The sequence below is a fragment of the Lutimaribacter degradans genome (assembly GCF_023703375.1).
GTDB lineage: Bacteria > Pseudomonadota > Alphaproteobacteria > Rhodobacterales > Rhodobacteraceae > Lutimaribacter > Lutimaribacter degradans.
Genome location: NZ_JAMQGO010000005.1, coordinates 107,677 through 124,693, shown reverse-complemented (window position 1 = coordinate 124,693; position 17,017 = coordinate 107,677). Strand labels below are relative to the sequence as shown.

The following is a 17,017-nucleotide window of genomic DNA, read 5'->3' as shown; positions in this document are numbered from 1 at the left end:
GAAAGTGAATGACCGGCAAGACATTAACGCGCATGGACCTGAGCGAAGCCATCTACCGCGAGGTCGGCCTGTCGCGCAACGATGCCAGCCAACTCGTCGAATCCGTGCTGGACCATATGTCCGATGCGCTTGTGCGGGGTGAGCAAGTTAAAATTTCATCCTTCGGCACGTTCTCGGTACGCGACAAGGCGGCCCGCGTTGGCCGCAACCCCAAGACCGGGCAAGAGGTGCCAATCAATCCGCGCCGCGTTCTGACCTTCCGTCCGTCGCACCTGATGAAAGACCGCGTCGCCGCCGGGAACAAACGGTAAGCCGGGGCCCCAGGGCGATGAGCAAATCCCCCAACGCCTTCCGCACCATAAGCGAAGTGGCCGAATGGTTGGACAAGCCCGCCCATGTTCTGCGGTTCTGGGAAAGCAAGTTCACACAGCTCAAGCCCGTCAAGCGCGCCGGTGGGCGCCGCTATTATCGCCCCGATGACATGCTTCTTCTGGGCGGCATAAAGAAGCTGCTGCACGACGACGGGATGACTATCAAGGGCGTTCAGAAAATGCTGCGCGAAAAAGGGGTTAAGCACGTATCCGCCCTGTCGCAACCACTGGACGAGGTCACCCGGGCCGTGGCGCAAGACGACGCGGCAGACAACATGCCAGATGCAGATGAATTGGCGCAGACGACCCCGCACGAGGTTGGCAGCACCGGGTCGCAGGATGCCGCACCTTTGCCTGTGAAGGACGATACGGTCGTCGCATTTCATCGTGAAACCGGGCCTGGCGCGGCTGAGCCCGACCCGCCCGAGACACCGGCGGCCGAGGCAACCGACACGCAGGACGATGCGGCAGACGGCATGCCAACGCCCCCTGCCCCCACGCCCGAGGCAGAGCCGACCGAAGCGGCCGAAGCAAAAGAGGGGCAAACCGCGCCCGCCGACAGCGCGCCGATGGCACCACAGGATGACGAGGGCGCCCCTGCCCCCGAAATGGAACCGAATACGGACAAGCAGGCAGACGACGCGCCGGAGGCCGGACAAGTGGACGAGGCCGCCGATGACGACAGCACGCCCGGCTCTGCCCCTGTTGCCACGCCGTCCGATGAACCGTCACCGCGCCCCGCCATCGTCGAGGTGCCCGAAACACCCCCGCTGGACCAGGTCACCGCGGCAGGTGGCGTGCTGACGGCCCTGGCCACATACCGCGGAACTCTGGATGCCAAGCAGGCGGCAGAAATGGCCGCTGCACGCGACGATCTGGCCCGCCTGCGCGCACGCATGGTGCAAAACTAGAAAGAGTGGACGAAAGGCAAAATTCACACTTGCCCCCGCACGCAAAACCATTAAGAAGGCCCCCACGTCGGGCTATAGCGCAGTCTGGTAGCGCGTCCGTCTGGGGGACGGGAGGTCGTAGGTTCGAATCCTGCTAGCCCGACCATTTCACCCACCCCAGCTTTCCCTGCATGTCGGAAGACATGATTTTTCTTGCGCCCGGTTGGGGTTATCCGGCAAAACACCGCGAACCACCGGGGGATTATCGCGATGACAGGGGTGTTGGCCAGCCAACAGATCAAGGCACTATGCGATGACGGGGCCATCCGTCTGACGCAGCCGCTGACCCAGGGCCAGGTGCAGCCCGCCAGCCTTGATCTGCGGCTGGGGCAAATTGCCTACCGTGTGCGGGCCTCGTTTCTTGCGGGGCGGGGCCGCAGCGTGGCCGATCGGTTGCAACAGTTCGAAATGCACCGGGTGGACCTGTCGCAGGGGGCGGTTCTTGAAAAGGGCTGCGTCTACCTGGTGCCTTTGATGGAATCGCTCGCCCTGCCCGACGACATCCAGGCAGTCGCCAATGCCAAAAGCTCTACCGGGCGGCTTGACCTGCTGACCCGCGTCGTAAGCGATGGCGGGGTCGAGTTCGACCGCATCCCCCCGGGCTATAGCGGCCCGCTTTACGCCGAGATCTGCCCGCGCTCGTTTTCGGTGCTGGTGCGCCCCGGCATGCGGCTGAACCAGGTCCGCTTTCGCCAGGGCCAAGCCGTGCTGGATGACGACGCGCTGCGCGCGCTGCATGCCAGCGCCCGGCTGGTAGACGGCACGGCGGTTATCCGCGACGGCCTGGGCTTTTCCGTCGACCTGACGGCCGGTCAAGACGGGCTGGTGGGATACCGCGCCAAGCCGCATACCGGCGTCATCGATCTTGATCGGATCGGCGCATATGACCCCGCGGAATTCTGGGAAAAGGTGATCAGCCATGATGGCCAAATCATCCTTGATCCGGGGGCGTTCTACATTCTGGTCAGCCGCGAGGCGGTGCATATACCGCCCGACTATGCCGCCGAAATGGCGCCCTACATAGCTATGGTGGGTGAATTCCGCGTGCATTATGCGGGCTTCTTCGACCCCGGCTTTGGCCATGACGCGGCGGGCGGGGCCGGCTCGCGCGGCGTGCTTGAGGTTCGCTGCCACGAGGCGCCCTTCGTGCTGGAGCACGGGCAGGTCGTGGGGCGGCTGGTCTATGAACGCATGTCCACGCGCCCCGACCAGCTATACGGCGCCGGCATTGCTTCGAACTACCAGGGCCAGGGGCTGAAACTGTCCAAGCATTTCAAGGGCTGATTCACGGCACGAGCGCCGTGTCGCATGCCGGCGCAGCTTGACGCGCCCTCAGCGCATGCGGCGCGTGACCCGGGCCGCCTTGCGCGCGGTTTGCGCCGCGCGTTTGCCCTGCTGGGCCTGCTTGCGTTCCCCGCCAGACATCTGACCGCGTGGTTTGCCCTTGCCCGCTACCCGGTTGATCCCGGCATTGATACCCTTGTTCATCACTTTCCGAACGAACAAGCGCATGACCATGTTGATCAGTTGATTGGCATTCATTGCGCTCTCCTGTTCCACTTCCGCGCATACATAACAGGTAATTGCGATAAAATCAGGGCGTCGCGGCAGAAATCTTGCGGCAGCAGGCGGTGATGCGCCTAGTCTTCGAACAGTTCCGACTGCCCCTCGCCGGTTTCCTCGTCCGCGTCGTGGTCGCCCTCGCCCATTTGCGGCATCGCGCCCGGCGGTGGGCGGTTATCCAGCAGTCCCGCGGCGCGCAGTTCTTTCAGCCCCGGCAGGTCGCGCGCGGATTCCAGCCCGAAATGATCCAGGAATTCCTGCGTCACGACGAATGTCACCGGGCGGCCGGGCGTCATGCGACGGCGGCCAAAGCGTATCCACTCCATTTCAAGCAACTGGTCGACCGTGCCACGGCTGACGGCCACGCCGCGTATTTCCTCGATCTCGGCACGGGTGACGGGCTGATGATAGGCTATGATGGCCAGCGTCTCGATCGCCGCGCGGCTGAGCTTGCGCGTCTCGACGGTTTCCTTTTGCATCAGAAACCCAAGGTCGGGCGCCGTGCGTATGGCCCAGGCATCGCCCACGCGCACCACCTGCACGCCCCGTCCTTCGTAGCGTTTGCGCAAGTACACCAGCGCTTCGGCCGCGTCGCATCCATGCGGCATCCGGTCGTTCAATTCCTTCACCGTCACCGGCTCGGCGCTGGCGAACAGGATCGCCTCGACCATGCGTTCCTGCTCGCCGATGGGCGGGGCCTCGAACAGGCTTTGGGCCTCGGTGGGGGCCTCATCCTCGGCCGGGCCTGGCATCCCCTCTCGCGCGTCCTCAACCATCGCTCTCTCCTCGTCTGCGCAGCTGGATCGGCGCGAATGTCTCCGATTGCCGAAGCTCAACCTTGCCTTCCTTGGCCAGTTCAAGCGAGGCGGCAAAAGTGGCCGCCGTGGCCGAGCGCAGGCGAACCGGGTCAGCCGACCAACCCTCGGGCAGATAGGTGGAAATATCCGTCCAGGTGCCGGCGAAACCGATAAGCCCACGCATCCGCTCCAACGCCTGTTCCATGGTGAAAACCGCGTCGCGGTCCATCACGAAGGGGCGAAATTCGTCGCGTGTGCGGATGCGGCTATAGGCCTGCATCAGGTCAAGCAAGGTGGCGGTATAGGTCACGCGCTTGACGCGCGACACGCTTTCGGGAAGGCCCCGCACGAAAAAGTCACGCCCTTTCTGGTCGCGCCCCATCAACCGCGCGGCCATGTCGCGCATGGCTTGCAACCTTTCCAATTGAAAGGCCAGGTGCGCGGCCAGCTCTTCGCCCGAGGGCCCTGCCTCGGTCGGGTCGGGCGGCAAAAGCAGCCGCGATTTCAGGAATGCAAGCCACGCCGCCATAACAAGGTAATCGGCCGCCAGTTCCAGCCGCAGTTCCTTGGCCTTTTCCACGAAGGCCAGGTATTGCTGGGCAAGATGCAGGATCGAGATCTTGCGCAGATCCACCTTTTGCGTGCGCCCCAGCGTCAGCAACAGGTCAAGCGGCCCCTCGAAACCGTCGACATCGACGATCAGCGCCTCGGCCGCGAGCCGAGCGGCGACGCTGTCCGGCTGGGAGGTCGTGTCGAATTGCGGTGTTTCGTCAGTCATCAAGGCGCCCGTCTAGCAGCGCCTCCAGCTTGGCCGCAAGGGCGGCGATGTCAACCTCGTCGGGCGTTCTGCGGGCCGCGTGGGCGCGTTCGGCGCGTGCCTGGGCGCTGGCATCCATCCGGCCCGCGGCCTCGGCCACCATGCGGCGTTCCTCCAGCGTGCCGTTGCAATGCAAGATCACGTCGCATCCAGCCGCCAACGCGCTGCGGGCAAGATCGGACAGGCTGCCGCGCAGCGCCTTCATCGAGATATCATCGGTCATGATCAACCCGTCAAACCCGATCTGGTCACGGATCAGCGTCATGACGGTCTCTGACAGCGTGGCGGGTGCGTCGTCCAGCGCGGCATAGACCAAGTGCGCGGTCATGCCCATCGGCAGGTCGTTGAGCGCCCTGAAAGGCGCGAAATCGTTTTGCCACAGGGTCTCGACACTGTCGGTGACAACGGGCAGGTCGAAATGGCTGTCGACCACCGCGCGACCGTGGCCGGGGATGTGTTTCAGCACCGGCAGCACCCCGCCGGCCAACATGCCATCAGCAGCGGCCCGGCCCAGCCGCGCCACGGTGGCAGCTTCGAAACCGTAGCAACGGTTTTGCAAAAATGCATGGGTTCGGGGGGTGGCCACGTCGACCATCGGGGCACAGTTGCTGTCTATGCCAAGGTCATTCAGCTCGTGCGCGATGATGCGATAGCGCAGATACATCGCCGCTTCGGCATGAGGGCCGGCGCGTTGCACATGCTCCAACGGCGGCAACCATTCACGCCAGCGTGGCCCGCGCAGCCGCTGCACGCGCCCGCCTTCCTGGTCGATAGTGATAGGCGCGTCGCGACCCACCGCGTCGCGCATCTCGGCGCAAAGCGCGCGCACCTGGCCGGGCGTGTCAATGTTGCGCGCGAACAGTATGAACCCGAACGGGTCTGCGCTGGTGAAAAAGCGCCTCTCTTCCGGCGTCAGGCGCAGACCTTCGGCGTCGAGTATCGTCGCGCCGAACCGCCTGCTCACCTTGTGACCACCGGGATGCAATCGGCCTTTTCCGACACGAAGGCGGCACAGAACCGGCGCGCATCGGGCAGGTCCTCGAACCCCATGGCGCGCAGGCGATAGAAGGTGCGCCCGCCCGATTGCGCGCGCTGTATCACGCGGTCCTTGCCGTCCATGTATTCACCGAAGCGCTGTTCCAGGCGTCGCCATTCCTTGCGTGCGACCTCGGCGCTGTCATACGCGCCCAGCTGTGCCAGGCGGGTACCGACGGGAATATCCGCAGGATCGACATCGCGCGCGCCGGAATTGGCCGCAACCGCGGCAACAACAGCGGCGGATGAGTCTGCGCTGGCCACCTGCGTTTCAATGCCGGTGGGGCGCAACTGCGGACGCAGCGACCGGGCCAGGCCGCTTTCGGGACGGGCCGGCGCGGTTTCGGCGTTTTCCCCGGGCGCATCTGCGGACATGGTGTCGCTATCGTCACCCGCGCTCAACGGCTCGGAATTGGCGGTCAGTTTGGCCACCAGGTCATCCACGGTCGCATCATCCCCAGGCTGCGCCGGCGCATCATCCTGCGCCGTGTTCGCCCCGTTGCGCTGCGCCGCATCAGCCATATCTGGCACGGTATCGGAGGCCAACGCGCGCGCGGCCGTCAGAACGGCGCGCGGTGCGTCATCCTCGGTCAGGCTCACCGGGCGCGGCGCAAGCACCAAACGCTCGGCCGGGGGCGCGGCGGTGCCCACGGCGGCCACGTTGTTGACGGCCAGTCCCTGGTGATCGGCCGGTCGGCCGCCCGGATCGTCGGGCTGCACGCGCAGCGGGCCTTCGGCCGCGCGAACGACCGGCACGCCGCTGACGTCGCGCACCAAAAGCTTGTAGCCCCAGACCGACACACCGACGATCAGCGCCACCGATACCAGCGCCCCAAGCCAGTTCGTCAATCTACCGAGGGAAACGCTTGCGGCGGGCTGTTCGGCCCGCGCACCCGCATATAGTTCTGCCATGTCTCGCCTCACTGCCCACGGCGATACATTGCCGCCGGGGTCTCTTGCTGCCTCAACTCCGCCGGGCGGTGGCGCGTTTTTTTATCGCATCTCTTCCGCCGGCTCGACCCCAAGAATACCAAGCCCTGCCGAAATGACAACGGCCACGGCGCGCACCAACGCCATTTTACCCTGCGATGTGGCAGGATCGCCCTCTTGCAGGAAACGCAGTGCCGCGTCGTCATTGCCCCGGTTCCACAGGGCGTGGAATTCGCTGGCCAGTTCGTAAAGATAGAAGGCAATGCGGTGCGGCTCGTTCGTGCGTGCGGCGATTTCCACCAACCGCGGCCACTCGGCCAGCTTTTTCATCACCGCCAGTTCGGCTTCGTGCGTCAGCCCGCCCAGATCGGCGGCACGCAGCGTGGCATCGTCGGCGGCAATCTGGGCTTCGCCGGCCTTGCGCAGCACCGAATGCGCGCGCGCATTGGCGTATTGCACATAGAAAACCGGGTTGTCCTTGGATTGCTCAAGCACGCGGGCGAAATCGAAATCAAGCGGCGCGTCGTTCTTGCGCGTCAGCATGTGAAAACGCGTGACGCCCGGGCCAACCTGGTCGACCACGTCCCGCAGGGTCACGAATGTGCCCGCGCGCTTGGACATCTTGAAGGGTTCACCGTTTTTCCACAGCTTCACAAGCTGTGTCAGTTTGATATCGAGCGGCACCTTGCCATCGCTGAGCGCCGAAACGGCGGCTTTCATCCGCTTGACGTAACCGCCGTGATCGGCGCCGAACACGTCGATCAGCAGGTCATAGCCGCGTTCGACCTTGTCATAATGATAGGCGATGTCGGGGGCGAAATAGGTCCAGCTTCCATCCGATTTCATGATCGGGCGGTCCACGTCGTCGCCATGTTCGGTGGATTTGAACAGGGTCTGCTCGCGCGGCTCCCAGTCTTCGGGTTTCTTGCCCTTGGGCGGCTCGAGCACGCCCTTGTAGATCAGCCCGCGCGCGCGCAACGCGTCGATCGCGGCCTCGATCCGGTCGGTGCCGTAAAGCGACTTTTCGCTGAAGAACCGATCCATCATGACACCCAGCGCGGCCAGGTCGTCGCGGATCAGCTCCATCATGGCATCGGTGGCAAAGTCGCGCACCTTTTCCAGCCAGACCTCTTCGGGCTGGTCCAGGTAGGCGTCGCCCACCGCGGCCTTGAGCGCAGCGCCAACGTCCTTGAGGTATGCGCCCGGATAGGTGCCATCGGGAAACTCGACCTCGCGACCGTGCGCTTCTAGGTACCGTAGGTAGACCGAACGCGCCAGGACATCGACCTGCGCACCGCCGTCGTTGATGTAGTATTCGCGCGTTACCTCCCAGCCGGCATAGTCCAGCAGGCTGGCCAACGCGTCGCCGAAAACCGCCCCGCGTGTATGGCCCACATGCAGCGGTCCGGTGGGGTTGGCCGAAACATATTCGACATTCACCCGGCGTCCCTGCCCCAGGCCGGCCCGGCCGAAATCGGCGCCCTCGGCCAGCACGCGAGCCACGACACCTTGCCAAACGCCATCAGACAGCCGCAGGTTCAAAAACCCCGGCCCGGCCACTTCGGCGCTGGCGATACGGTCATCGGCGCGCAGGTGGCCCGCCAGCGCATCGGCGATGTCGCGCGGTTTCTTGCCAGCAGGCTTGGCCAGCACCATCGCGGCATTCGTGGCCATATCGCCGTGGGCGGCATCGCGCGGCGGCTCGACCGCAACATTGGCAAGGTCCAGCCCTTCGGGCAGGTCGCCCGCCGCGGTCATGCGGTTCAGGCTTTCGATCACGGTGTCGCGGATTTCGGTAAAGAGGTTCATCGACGCCATCCTTTCGCTTGGGCGCGGGTTTACCAGCAATCGCGGCCGCGTCAATGCGCGCCGCGCCTAAGCGTCGGGCGGAACCTGCTGGCGTTCTTTCTTGGCGGGCGAGAAATGCACCAGGCTCAACCCCGCGCCGGTGCCGATCTCGCTTTCCTCGCAGGGAAAGCGCAGGTTGCCGGCGTCGTCGATCAGCGCGATGACCCGGGCCTCGGGGCGGTCTTCGCGCCATTGCGCGATCCCGTATTCCTCGGTCAGGCCGGTCACGCGAAACTCCCAGCCGCGGGCGTGAAGCTGCGCCATCTCGCGATAGGTGGCGCATTGCGCAAAGGGCCGCCCGCCCAGCGATGCGGGCAGCGCATGGCGCGCGGTTTCGCTGCCTTCGCGGCGGATCTGAAACACGTTGTCGCGCCCGAACTCCGGTGCAAGGTCGGATGTGACGAGCGTGTTGTAGGCGTCATTGTCGCTGACGGAAATCACCGTGTCATATTGCGTCAGCTCGACATTATGCTCGGCCGCTTCCGACAGGATATCGCCATAGAACGTGGGCACGCCGACCTCGCGCGCGGGTCGCAGGCGCAGATGGTTGGCGTCGCTGATCAGCACCGGCACCTCGGCCTTTTTCAGCGCCTCGGCCAGAGCCGTCGCCCAGTTAGACCCCCCGACCAGCAACACGCCCGGCCTTTCGCTGGCCGCCACGCCCAAAAGCCGCGCCATCGGCGCCAGGGTAAAGCCGTGCAGCACGACCGTGGCGCTGACCAGCACGAATGCCAAAGGCCCCACGAGCGCGGCGTCGTCGATGCCGATCTCTTGCAGCCGTTCACCGAACAGCCCCGCCACGGCCACCAGCACGATGCCGCGCGGCCCGGTGAACGCCACCAGCAGCCGTTCACGCCACGGAACATCGGTGCCAAGAAGCGAGAGCAGCACGGTTACCGGCCGCGCAACCAGCACCACCAGCGCCACGAAGATGACCGCACGCCATGTCAGCGCACCCAGCGCCGACAGGTCGAGCGATGCCGTGAGCAGGATGAAAACCCCCGAAACAAGCAATACGGTCGCGTGCTCCTTGAAGCGGCGCAGCTCGACGAAAGAAGGCAGATCGGAATTGGCAATCCAGATGCCCATCACCGTGACCGCCAGCAGCCCGCTTTCATGCAGCATCGCATCCGACAGGGCAAAGGCGGCCAACACCGCGACGAACAAGAGCGGCACCTTGATATATTCCGGCACCCAGCCACGGCGAAAGCCCTGAACGATCAACCAGCCGCCCGCCGCCCCCACGAGGCCCGCGACCGCGATGCCCAGGACCAGTTGCAGGGCCGCCGCGGGCCCGTCGGCCGAGGCATAGATCACCTGCACCACCGAAAAGGCCAGCACCGCGGCCAGCGCGCCGATAGGATCGTTCAGGATCGCCTCCCACTGCAGCAGTTGCGCCGGTCGACGCGACAGGCGCGCCCCGCGCAAAAGCGGCGCTATGACAGTGGGGCCGGTGACGATCATGATGCCGCCGAACACCGCAGAGGTCTGCCAGCTGAGCCCGGCGCCGTAATGCAGCGCCAGGGCCGACATCAGCCAGCCCAGCGGCGCGCCGATCACCACCAGGCGCACGACACCATGGGCCGCGTCGCGCAAGCTGTGGAAGTTCAGTGTCAAACCGCCTTCGAACAGGATGATCGCGACGGCAATGGCCACCATCGGTGTCATGAGCGGGCCAATATCGCGCGCCGGGTCGAACAGGCCAAGCAGCGGACCCACGACAAACCCCGCCGCCAGCATCAGGACGATGGCGGGAATGTTCAGCCGCCAGGCCCAAAGCTGCGCGCCGACACCCAGCACGCCCACCAGCGCAATCGCTGTCACCGGGGCCAGGGCGGCGCCCTCCGCTGCTGTTGCCATCGCTGTCGTTCCTCTCCGCTATGCACGGGGCGCATGCTAGATGCCGTCGCGCCCTACCAACGCCGGGGTGCCTGTCAGGCGCTCGAAATCCTGCAACGCGAACCGATCGGTCATTCCGGCAATGTAATCGCTTACGATCCAGGCGAGCGCGGTTTCGCTGTCTGCGCGGGCGACATCCTGCTGCCAATTGGCCGGCAACAGGCTGCTGTCGGCCATGTAGGCGGGAAACAGGGCACGGATCACCGCCGTTACCTGCGTGCGCATCTCGACGACCGAGGGCGCCCGATACATTCGCGTGAACAGGAACGCCCGGATCTGTTTCAGGTCAGCCCAGACCGCGGGCGAGAACTGCACCATCATACGCCCGGCGGCGCGGATCTCGGCCACCTCGCGCGCACCGCTTTGGTGCAGGTTGGCGCGGCTCACCTCGATCACGTCGCCAACGAGCACCCCGAAAAATCGCCGCAGCGCCTCGTGCCGGCGCCGCCCCGTTTCAAGCCCCGGGTGGGCGCTGTCGACCGCGTCTATGCAACCTTGCAGGATCGGCAGGTCGCGCAGCTCTTCGAGGGTAAAAAGCCCCGCGCGCAACCCGTCCTGCAAATCGTGGTTGTTATAGGCAATATCATCCGACAGCGCGGCCACCTGCGCCTCGGCGCTGGCATGGGTCGAAAGTTCAAGATCGAACTCGGCGTTGCACTCGGCCAGCGCCCAGGGAACCGCACCAGTGACGGGGCCGTTATGCTTGGCAATACCTTCCAGCGTTTCCCACGTCAGGTTCAACCCGTCCCAGCCGGCATAGTGGCGCTCCAGCGCGGTGACGATGCGAATGGCCTGCGCATTGTGATCGAACCCGCCATGCGGTGCCATCATTTCGGCCAGCGCATCCTCGCCGGTATGACCAAAGGGCGTGTGGCCCAGATCATGCGCCAGCGCCACCGCCTCGGTCAATTCCAGGTTCAGCCCCAAGGCCCCCGCGATGGTGCGGGCCACCTGCGCCACCTCGATCGAATGGGTCAGCCGGGTGCGAAAGTAATCACCCTCGTGTTCGACGAAAACCTGTGTCTTGTGCTTGAGCCGCCGAAAGGCACTGGAATGGATGATCCGGTCACGGTCGCGTTGGAAACACGATCGGAACGCGCTTTCCTCTTCGGCATAGCGCCGCCCGCGCGATCTGGCGGGGTCGCTGGCATAGGGCTGAAGTGTCATGATGTCTCTGCCTGCGCGTTGGCCATTCTCGGGTTGCAGTTAACCCTGCGCGGGCCGTGGGAACAACCCCGCGCGCCAAACCCTTGAAACACCGCACCCCGCAAGACATATTCCTAGGTGTAACACCATCCGGAGGTTTTCGATGCAACTCCCCCCATCCGTGACCGAGCGCGCCTTTGCCCGGCTTGCCGAAATCGGCGCGGCCGACCAGGGGCAGGCCCTGCGCGTCGCTGTCGAGGGCGGCGGCTGTTCGGGCTTCCAATATGACATCCGGCTCGACAACCCGGCCGAGGATGACCTGGTACTGGAAGGCAATGGGCAAAAGGTGGTGGTCGATGCGATCTCACTGCCCTTCCTGACCGGCGCGGTGATAGATTTCGCAGAAGAGATCATCGGCGCGCGCTTTGTGATCGACAACCCGAATGCCGCGTCCTCTTGTGGCTGCGGCACGTCATTCTCGATCTGATCGCAGGGTCAGGCGCGGGCGAACCGCGCAAAAAATGGCTCGAACCAAGGGGCGGATTCCGCCAGCGCCATCGTGGCTTGCTGATCATCCGACAAGGTCGGCCAGATTGCCGGGCGCATTTGCGCCCAATCGGGGGCGCGGTTTCCGCCCATCCGCAACAGTGTTTCCGACAACCGCCGCAGCGGCCCGTCGGGTTGGGGCATTTGGAAGCTCAACCGCCCCTGCCCCAAGCCGGTCGTGCAAAGATCCTGCCCCTCGAGCGCCAGCACCCATCGCACCATCAGCCAGTCGTGATAACTGTCGGGCAAAAGCGCCTGCGCGCCCTGCACCACGCGCGCGGCCCGCAGCCTTGCGCGCAACCACGCCAGCCATTCATGCGGAGCGCCTTCCCCGGCAAAACGCAGCGCGATACATATCTCGGCCAGCAGATCGGCGTTATGTTCCAAAAGGGCCACCAGGCCCGCATAGCGCAGCGAAGTCAGCGCCTCGGGGCCAAGCCCGGGGGCGCGACGGCCATAATCGGACAGGTAGAATACGATATGCGTCAGCTCATACGCTGCCTTCCGGTTGGGCAGCGCAAAGGTATCGGCACGATTGGCAAAGGCGTGCAACCGGCCCTCCAGGCCCGGATCGGGCGCCGCCAGGTCACGCCGAGCCAAAAGCCGCCTGGCCTCGGCCCGTTGCAGATCTGACAGTTCGGCCCCGGCCAGCCCTTGCCGGGCCACGTATTGCGCCATGCGCGTGCCAACGTCGCCGGGCAGGCCCATATCCTCAAGGTCGAGGGCGATTGACAGCAGGAAGCGATAATATTGCGGGAAAAACCGCAAGCGTTCGGCCAGGCCGTCATAGATATCCTGATAGCCGGCCAACAGATCGGGCTCACCCTGGCCGGTCGTTTCCATCACGTTCAAAAGCTCGGCATTTTCCTTGAGCCAGAAAACATCGCCATCGTCGCGCCGATGATGGCGAACGGCATCGACAAGGGCCGCTCTCGCCGCGGCCCCTGACGGGGGGCGCGGGTGGCTGGCAAGCTGGATGACCTGGGCCATGGCTGTTCCTCCTTTTCCCGCGCCGACAGGCGCTTATGCGCCCGACGAAAACAGATGCGTGCCGGTGCCGTCCTCCAGCCGCGCCCGGGCAGCCGGCGCAGCAGCCGAACTGAACAAGGACACCAGCTCACCCGTCACCGGGGCGGCCGCCGATGAGAACAGGCCGGTTTCTGCCCCACCGGCCATATCGCCGATCATCATCGGCGCAGCGGCAGACGAAAACATCTCGACCCCGCCGCCCTGCAGCATATCGGCGCAAGTGAGCGCGGCGGCCGATGAAAACATCTGGGTTTCTTCACCGCCATGCAGGCAGGCGCCTGACCGGGTGTCGACGGTGTGGGTGATCTTGCGAAGTGCAGACATGGAACTTTCTCCTCTAGGTTGCGCACCGTCAGGTAATACAACCTTTACGCGCCAGTCAACTGATTCTCGCAACCCTTGGTCGTATTAGGGAGCACAGCCTTGCGCCGCCCCCTTGCACCGAATGCGGGGCTGGGCGATAGAACCCCAACTGCATTGGGGCCGCGACATGAAGATTGCCACGTTCAACATCAACGGGATCAAGGCGCGCCACCAGGCGCTGTGTGACTGGCTGGACGAAGCCCAGCCCGACATCGTGCTGCTGCAGGAAATCAAGTCGGTTGATGAGGCTTTCCCCCGGGACCTGTTCGAAGATCGTGGTTTCAATGTCGAAACACATGGTCAAAAAGGCTTTAACGGGGTCGCGATCCTGTCAAAGCTGCCGCTTGAAGATGTGACCTGCGGGCTGCCCGGCGATGACGACGACGAACAGGCCCGCTATATCGAGGCCACGGTGGTCGGCAAAACTGCGGTGCGGCTGTGTGGGCTTTACCTGCCCAATGGCAACCCGGTTGAACTGGACGACAACGGCCAGCCGGTCGCGGGTGGCAAATATGCCTACAAGCTGGCCTGGATGGAACGCCTGCGCGCCCGCGCGGCCGAATTGCTGGCCCAGGAAACACCCTTCCTGATGGCGGGCGATTACAACATCATCCCCCAGGAAGAAGACGCCAAAAGCCCCGACAAATGGCGCGGGGACGCGCTTTTCCGCCCGGAAAGCCGGGCCGCCTTTCGCCGAATCGTGAACCTGGGCCTGACCGAGGCGTTCCGCGCCCGGGTGCAATCGCCGGGGCATTATTCGTTCTGGGATTACCAGCGCGGCGCCTGGAACCGCGACGAAGGGATTCGCATCGATCATTTCCTGCTTAGTCCGCAGGTGGCCGACCTCATGACCGATTGCCAGATCGACCGCGATATTCGCGGCCGCGAGAAGCCGAAGCCCTCCGACCACGTGCCCGTCTGGATCATGCTCGACAACTAGCCAGACCACCTGCCCGAGGCCATGACAAAAGACCGGGGGCCGAGGTGACCGGCGCGCGCGACCGGGCTCTGCAAGGTTACGCCGCGCTGGTGATATCGTAGTCGTAAAGCCAGTCGAACTGGTGCAACATCCGCTCGGGCGCCACAGCGCCCCCAAGGCGCAACGCCATATGCGCCGCGCCCCGCAAGGGCGGAAATCGAAGGTGGTATTTCCAGGCGTTTCGGCTGGCCGCCGCAATCACCCGGCGTGCGCGGCTGATGCGCAATTGCTGATACTGCGACAACCCCGTTTCAAGGTCAGGCGCCCGTTGCAGCATCAGGCGCAAGCCCCAGGCATCTTCCAGCGCCATGCACGCCCCCTGCGCCAGGAAGGGCAATGTCGGATGCGCCGCATCCCCCAAAAGCGCGCAATGCCCGCCCTGCCAACGTGCGGCCACCACGTGCCGGAACAGGCCCCATTGCCGCACGGTTTGCACCCGACCCAGCATGGCGCGCACATCGGCACCGAAATCGGCAAAAGCAGCCTGCAGGTTGGCGGGGTCGTCATCCTGGGTCCAGCTTTCGGCCACCCAGTCACGTTGTTCTCGCACGGCCACGATGTTCAGCGCGTTGCCATCGCGCAGCGGGTAGCTGACCACGTGCCGCCCCGGCCCCATATGCACCTGAACCTGTGGCCCGCGCCGCTCGATATTGGGCACAACCGCGCGCCAGGCCACCTGCCGGGTGAAAAACGGTTTGGCCGCGTCGTTCAAGGCCGGCCGCATCACCGAATGTAGCCCATCGGCACCGATCACCAGGTCCGCCTCGCGCGTGTCGCCATTCTTGAGAACCACCCGTGGCCTTGGCCCGGGCTCGACCCGCTCGACCTGCTGCAAAAGCCGGATCTTGACACCGGCGGCACGGGCACCCTTGAGTAAAATGTCAATCAGGTCAGCACGATGGACAAAATAGTACTCGTGCCGCTTGAGCTGTGTCAGGTCCAGCTTCAACACCTCACCCGCGCGAAAATCGCGCAGGCTGACCGATTGCCCGCGAACCGACCTTGCAACCACGTCCCGGTCAAGCCCCAGCGCCCGCAGCACGGCAAAACCGTTGGGGCTGATCTGGATGCCGGCACCAACCTCGGCGATCTCTGATGCCTGTTCCAGCACCGTCACGCTGGCCCCGTCCATCGCCAGCGCACGCGCGACAGCAAGGCCGCCGATACCGCCGCCGATCACCAGAACCCTGAGTCGTTCGCTGTTCATGTGCCGCCTTTTGGGACGAAAAACGCCGGAGCGAAAGCCCCGGCGCCATTCGATATATCGGTTTTTGCGCCCGCGTCAGTCTTCGCGGTGCACTTTCTCGCGGCGCTCGTGCCGCTCCTGCGCTTCCAGACTCATCGTGGCAATCGGGCGGGCATCCAGCCGCTTCAGGCTGATGGGTTCGCCCGTCACTTCGCAATACCCGTATTCCCCCTCGTCGATGCGGCGCAAGGCGGCGTCGATCTTGGCCACGAGCTTGCGCTGGCGGTCGCGGGTGCGCAGTTCGATCGCGCGGTCGGTCTCTTCGCTGGCGCGGTCGGCGACGTCGGGAATGTTGCGGGTGCTTTCCTGCAACCCCTCTATCGTGTCACGGCTTTCTTCAAGCAATTCAGATTTCCACGCGACCAGCTTGCGTCGGAAATACTCCAGTTGTCGCTCGTTCATGAATGGTTCATCTTCCGCCGGTCTGTAATCGTCGGGAAGAAAGACTTCGGCTTTCATATGCGCTCCCTCTTCAAAGCCAACCGCAGTAAAATTTTCCTGTGGCATATGGCACCCCCTGCGCAGGCAGATACACATCTCACGGGTCTTTGTCACTACCCCAAAACGTGAAACGCCGCCCTGCATTGCCCGTCCGTGCGCATCAGGCTAAGTTGCGGGCAAATGCGCAAAAACAAGGTAGACCATTCATGAAATTCGAAGGCACAGACGCCTATGTCGCAACCGAGGATCTGACCGTCGCCGTCAACGCGGCGGTGACGCTGGAGCGGCCGCTTCTGGTCAAGGGTGAGCCCGGAACCGGCAAGACCGAACTGGCCCGCCAGGTGGCCAACGCGCTTGGGCTGCGTATGATCGAATGGAACATCAAGTCCACCACCAAGGCGCAGCAGGGCCTTTACGAATACGATGCCGTCAGCCGCCTGCGCGACAGCCAGCTGGGCGACGAGCGCGTGCACGATGTCAGCAACTACATCAAGAAGGGAAAGCTGTGGGAGGCGTTCGAGGCCGGTGAAAAGGTCGTGCTGCTGATCGACGAGGTCGACAAGGCGGATATCGAATTTCCAAACGACCTTCTGCAAGAGCTCGACCGGATGGAGTTCTTCGTCTACGAGACCGGCGAATTGATCCGCGCGCAGAACCGCCCGATCGTGATCATTACCTCGAACAACGAAAAGGAACTGCCCGACGCGTTCCTGCGCCGCTGTTTCTTTCATTACATCCGCTTCCCCGACCCCGAGACGATGAAAAAGATCGTCGAGGTGCACCACCCCGGCATCAAGGAGGCACTGCTGACCACCGCGCTGACGCAGTTCTATGAAATCCGCGACATGGCCGGGTTGAAGAAAAAGCCTTCGACCTCGGAGGTGCTTGATTGGCTGAAATTGCTGCTGGCCGAAGATCTGACACCCGAGGATCTGAAACGCGACGGCCCCAACGCGCTGCCCAAGCTGCATGGCGCACTTCTCAAGAATGAACAGGATGTCCACCTGTTCGAACGGCTGGCCTTCATGGCGCGGCGCGGTGGCTGACACGCGCCCGT

The 17,017-nt window shown here is 64.3% G+C and carries 18 protein-coding genes and 1 tRNA gene; 7 read left to right on the top strand and 12 right to left on the bottom strand.

What is annotated here, in order from left to right; genetic code table 11:
• Window positions 1–8 precede the first annotated feature (8 nt).
• The 4 genes from ihfA to M8744_RS09730 all read left to right on the top strand — a co-directional run bounded on the left by ihfA (window position 9) and on the right by M8744_RS09730 (window position 2,605).
• Window positions 9–311 carry an integration host factor subunit alpha gene (gene ihfA, locus M8744_RS09745; protein WP_251414287.1) on the top strand — a complete coding sequence of 101 codons (303 nt, stop codon included), beginning with the start codon at window positions 9–11 and terminating at the stop codon, window positions 309–311.
• Between the two features lie 17 nt (window positions 312–328).
• Window positions 329–1,282 carry a MerR family transcriptional regulator gene (locus M8744_RS09740; protein WP_251414269.1) on the top strand — a complete coding sequence of 318 codons (954 nt, stop codon included), beginning with the start codon at window positions 329–331 and terminating at the stop codon, window positions 1,280–1,282.
• A 68-nt stretch (window positions 1,283–1,350) separates the two neighbouring features.
• Window positions 1,351–1,427, top strand: a tRNA-Pro gene (locus M8744_RS09735).
• A 104-nt stretch (window positions 1,428–1,531) separates the two neighbouring features.
• Window positions 1,532–2,605, top strand: a complete 1,074-nt coding sequence (locus tag M8744_RS09730) for a 2'-deoxycytidine 5'-triphosphate deaminase (RefSeq protein ID WP_251414266.1) — start codon at window positions 1,532–1,534, stop codon at window positions 2,603–2,605.
• A 48-nt stretch (window positions 2,606–2,653) separates the two neighbouring features.
• On the opposite strand, the gene M8744_RS09725 is transcribed toward M8744_RS09730, so the two are convergent.
• From M8744_RS09725 to M8744_RS09690, 8 genes are all read right to left on the bottom strand, one after another.
• Complete coding sequence (locus M8744_RS09725; RefSeq protein ID WP_251414263.1) at window positions 2,654–2,863, bottom strand: hypothetical protein; 210 nt, start codon at window positions 2,861–2,863, stop codon at window positions 2,654–2,656.
• A gap of 98 nt (window positions 2,864–2,961) precedes the next feature.
• A complete protein-coding gene (scpB, locus tag M8744_RS09720) occupies window positions 2,962–3,636 on the bottom strand; it encodes an SMC-Scp complex subunit ScpB (protein WP_251414715.1) in 675 nt (224 codons plus the stop codon).
• 16 nt (window positions 3,637–3,652) lie between these two features.
• Complete coding sequence (locus tag M8744_RS09715; protein WP_251414260.1) at window positions 3,653–4,459, bottom strand: segregation and condensation protein A; 807 nt, start codon at window positions 4,457–4,459, stop codon at window positions 3,653–3,655.
• A complete protein-coding gene (gene nagZ / locus M8744_RS09710; RefSeq protein ID WP_251414257.1) occupies window positions 4,452–5,462 on the bottom strand; it encodes a beta-N-acetylhexosaminidase in 1,011 nt (336 codons plus the stop codon). Before nagZ ends, M8744_RS09715 begins: the two co-directional genes overlap by 8 nt.
• A complete protein-coding gene (locus tag M8744_RS09705) occupies window positions 5,459–6,445 on the bottom strand; it encodes an SPOR domain-containing protein (protein WP_251414254.1) in 987 nt (328 codons plus the stop codon). The genes nagZ and M8744_RS09705 overlap by 4 nt, the downstream gene beginning before the upstream one ends.
• Window positions 6,446–6,526: 81 nt before the next feature.
• The gene (argS, locus tag M8744_RS09700; RefSeq protein ID WP_251414251.1) at window positions 6,527–8,272 is read right to left on the bottom strand and encodes an arginine--tRNA ligase; all 1,746 of its coding nucleotides are present in this window, start codon (window positions 8,270–8,272) and stop codon (window positions 6,527–6,529) included.
• 66 nt (window positions 8,273–8,338) lie between these two features.
• Window positions 8,339–10,171: a cation:proton antiporter gene (locus M8744_RS09695; RefSeq protein ID WP_251414249.1), complete on the bottom strand. Its 1,833-nt coding sequence runs from the start codon at window positions 10,169–10,171 to the stop codon at window positions 8,339–8,341.
• A gap of 36 nt (window positions 10,172–10,207) precedes the next feature.
• Window positions 10,208–11,377 carry a deoxyguanosinetriphosphate triphosphohydrolase gene (locus M8744_RS09690; protein ID WP_251414245.1) on the bottom strand — a complete coding sequence of 390 codons (1,170 nt, stop codon included), beginning with the start codon at window positions 11,375–11,377 and terminating at the stop codon, window positions 10,208–10,210.
• A gap of 142 nt (window positions 11,378–11,519) precedes the next feature.
• Between M8744_RS09690 and M8744_RS09685 the strand changes: the two genes are divergently transcribed.
• The gene (locus tag M8744_RS09685) at window positions 11,520–11,843 is read left to right on the top strand and encodes a HesB/IscA family protein (protein ID WP_251414243.1); all 324 of its coding nucleotides are present in this window, start codon (window positions 11,520–11,522) and stop codon (window positions 11,841–11,843) included.
• A gap of 8 nt (window positions 11,844–11,851) precedes the next feature.
• On the opposite strand, the gene M8744_RS09680 is transcribed toward M8744_RS09685, so the two are convergent.
• Window positions 11,852–12,892: a DUF6902 family protein gene (locus M8744_RS09680; protein WP_251414240.1), complete on the bottom strand. Its 1,041-nt coding sequence runs from the start codon at window positions 12,890–12,892 to the stop codon at window positions 11,852–11,854.
• Between the two features lie 33 nt (window positions 12,893–12,925).
• Entirely contained in the window at window positions 12,926–13,255 is a 330-nt protein-coding gene (locus tag M8744_RS09675; RefSeq protein WP_251414238.1) for a DUF6749 family protein, read from the bottom strand.
• A gap of 166 nt (window positions 13,256–13,421) precedes the next feature.
• Between M8744_RS09675 and xth the strand changes: the two genes are divergently transcribed.
• Window positions 13,422–14,234: an exodeoxyribonuclease III gene (xth, locus tag M8744_RS09670; RefSeq protein ID WP_251414235.1), complete on the top strand. Its 813-nt coding sequence runs from the start codon at window positions 13,422–13,424 to the stop codon at window positions 14,232–14,234.
• A 76-nt stretch (window positions 14,235–14,310) separates the two neighbouring features.
• Here xth and M8744_RS09665 read toward each other — a convergent pair whose 3' ends face one another.
• The gene (locus tag M8744_RS09665) at window positions 14,311–15,480 is read right to left on the bottom strand and encodes an FAD-dependent monooxygenase (protein ID WP_251414221.1); all 1,170 of its coding nucleotides are present in this window, start codon (window positions 15,478–15,480) and stop codon (window positions 14,311–14,313) included.
• Between the two features lie 75 nt (window positions 15,481–15,555).
• A complete protein-coding gene (dksA, locus tag M8744_RS09660) occupies window positions 15,556–15,978 on the bottom strand; it encodes an RNA polymerase-binding protein DksA (protein ID WP_251414209.1) in 423 nt (140 codons plus the stop codon).
• Between the two features lie 188 nt (window positions 15,979–16,166).
• Here dksA and M8744_RS09655 point away from each other — a divergent pair, with 188 nt between their 5' ends.
• A complete protein-coding gene (locus M8744_RS09655; RefSeq protein ID WP_251414204.1) occupies window positions 16,167–17,006 on the top strand; it encodes an AAA family ATPase in 840 nt (279 codons plus the stop codon).
• Window positions 17,007–17,017: the final 11 nt, after the last annotated feature.

Excerpts from the sequence above, each read along its gene's own strand:
- ihfA (WP_251414287.1), top strand. The coding sequence starts at position 9 with ATGACCGGCAAGACATTAACGCGCATGGACCTGAGCGAAGCCATCTAC.
- M8744_RS09740 (WP_251414269.1), top strand. The coding sequence starts at position 329 with ATGAGCAAATCCCCCAACGCCTTCCGCACCATAAGCGAAGTGGCCGAA.
- M8744_RS09730 (WP_251414266.1), top strand. The coding sequence starts at position 1,532 with ATGACAGGGGTGTTGGCCAGCCAACAGATCAAGGCACTATGCGATGAC.
- M8744_RS09725 (WP_251414263.1), bottom strand. The coding sequence starts at position 2,863 with ATGAATGCCAATCAACTGATCAACATGGTCATGCGCTTGTTCGTTCGG.
- scpB (WP_251414715.1), bottom strand. The coding sequence starts at position 3,636 with ATGCCAGGCCCGGCCGAGGATGAGGCCCCCACCGAGGCCCAAAGCCTG.
- M8744_RS09715 (WP_251414260.1), bottom strand. The coding sequence starts at position 4,459 with ATGACTGACGAAACACCGCAATTCGACACGACCTCCCAGCCGGACAGC.
- M8744_RS09705 (WP_251414254.1), bottom strand. The coding sequence starts at position 6,445 with ATGGCAGAACTATATGCGGGTGCGCGGGCCGAACAGCCCGCCGCAAGC.
- argS (WP_251414251.1), bottom strand. The coding sequence starts at position 8,272 with ATGAACCTCTTTACCGAAATCCGCGACACCGTGATCGAAAGCCTGAAC.
- M8744_RS09695 (WP_251414249.1), bottom strand. The coding sequence starts at position 10,171 with ATGGCAACAGCAGCGGAGGGCGCCGCCCTGGCCCCGGTGACAGCGATT.
- M8744_RS09690 (WP_251414245.1), bottom strand. The coding sequence starts at position 11,377 with ATGACACTTCAGCCCTATGCCAGCGACCCCGCCAGATCGCGCGGGCGG.
- M8744_RS09685 (WP_251414243.1), top strand. The coding sequence starts at position 11,520 with ATGCAACTCCCCCCATCCGTGACCGAGCGCGCCTTTGCCCGGCTTGCC.
- M8744_RS09680 (WP_251414240.1), bottom strand. The coding sequence starts at position 12,892 with ATGGCCCAGGTCATCCAGCTTGCCAGCCACCCGCGCCCCCCGTCAGGG.
- M8744_RS09675 (WP_251414238.1), bottom strand. The coding sequence starts at position 13,255 with ATGTCTGCACTTCGCAAGATCACCCACACCGTCGACACCCGGTCAGGC.
- xth (WP_251414235.1), top strand. The coding sequence starts at position 13,422 with ATGAAGATTGCCACGTTCAACATCAACGGGATCAAGGCGCGCCACCAG.
- M8744_RS09665 (WP_251414221.1), bottom strand. The coding sequence starts at position 15,480 with ATGAACAGCGAACGACTCAGGGTTCTGGTGATCGGCGGCGGTATCGGC.
- dksA (WP_251414209.1), bottom strand. The coding sequence starts at position 15,978 with ATGAAAGCCGAAGTCTTTCTTCCCGACGATTACAGACCGGCGGAAGAT.
- M8744_RS09655 (WP_251414204.1), top strand. The coding sequence starts at position 16,167 with ATGAAATTCGAAGGCACAGACGCCTATGTCGCAACCGAGGATCTGACC.